General features: G+C 31.3%; 1 protein-coding gene. It reads left to right on the forward strand.

Annotated elements, in window-relative coordinates; genetic code table 11:
• Positions 1-109 precede the first annotated feature (109 nt).
• Complete coding sequence (locus tag FAY47_RS19825) at positions 110-1,336, forward strand: IS256 family transposase (RefSeq protein WP_143318649.1); 1,227 nt, start codon at positions 110-112, stop codon at positions 1,334-1,336.
• The last annotated feature ends 59 nt before the right edge of the window (positions 1,337-1,395 follow it).

The following is a 1,395-nucleotide window of genomic DNA, read 5'->3' on the forward strand; positions in this document are numbered from 1 at the left end:
CGAGAATGTAGATAGATTTGTGTAAAACAAATCTACTACATTCTTTTTTTGTATTGTTTGATGGTAGATTTGGAATAATATACTTGAAAATAATGAAGGAGGATTCCAAATGAAAGTACCAGATATTAATTATCAAGAAGAAATTAAAAAGTGTAAAAGTATGGATGATGTTGTAGGAAAGAATGGATTGATGCAGAAGTTATTAAAAGATGTTATGCAACAATTACTTGAAGCTGAAATGGATGAACATTTAGGCAGAGAGAAGTATGAAAGAACTAATGGTGAATCTGAAAAGAATTATAGAAATGGCTATTCGAAGAAAGATGTCCGAAGTAGTTATGGGGAAGTTCCTTTAGATATTCCACGAGATAGAAAATCAGAATTTGAACCAAGAGCAATTCGAAAGTATGAAACAGAATGCAGTGAATTAGATAAAAAAATAATTGGCTTGTATGCACGTGGAATGTCTACAAGAGACATTCAATCCGAACTCGAAGAGCTATATGGAATAGATGTTTCTCCATCAATGATATCGAAAATAACTGATAAAGTTATGGATGCGGCAGCAGAATGGCAAAACCGAATGTTAGACCCAGTATATCCTATAGTATATATGGATGCAGTCCATTTTAAGGTAAGAGACGAACATAGAATTGTTTCTAAAGCAGCATATATTTGTATGGGAGTTGATATGGAAGGTTATAAAGATATTTTAGGAATTTGGGTAGGCGAAGCTGAAGGAGCAAAATTTTGGTTAAACGTATGCAATGATTTAAGCAATCGTGGTGTTAAGGATATTTTAATTGCATGTATGGATGGCTTAAGAGGTTTACCAGACGCAATTAGAGCTGTTTTTCCAAAGGTGTGTATTCAAAGTTGTATAATACATCAAATAAGAAATTCCATAAAATATGTCTCTTATAAAAACAGAAAAGAATTTATGAAAGATTTGAAGCTTGTTTATAAGGCAGATACAGAAGAAATTGCGCTAGCGCAGCTCGACGAGTTGAAGCAAAAATGGGATAATCTTTATGATACTGTAATTGATTCATGGTATGAAAACTGGGATAAATTATCTACATATTTTTCTTATACTAAAGAAATTAGAAAAATGATTTATACCACTAATACACTTGAAGGTTTTAATAGGCAAATAAGAAAATTTACTAAGATTAGAACAGTATTCCCAACTGATGATTCGTTACGAAAATCATTGTATTTAGCAACAGATCAGATTATGAGAAAATGGACTTCACCACTTCCCAACTGGGGTGTTACACTTTTAAAATTTGAAATAATGTTTAAAGAAAGAATCAACGAAGCATTAGCAGTATAGTTTGTCCAATTTATGAAATTGTGTATATATTATCTCTTTTTGCACAAACTAAAAATATA

Origin of the sequence: Clostridium sp. HBUAS56017 (assembly GCF_007115085.1) — a bacterium.
Lineage (GTDB): Bacteria > Bacillota > Clostridia > Clostridiales > Clostridiaceae > Clostridium > Clostridium cibarium.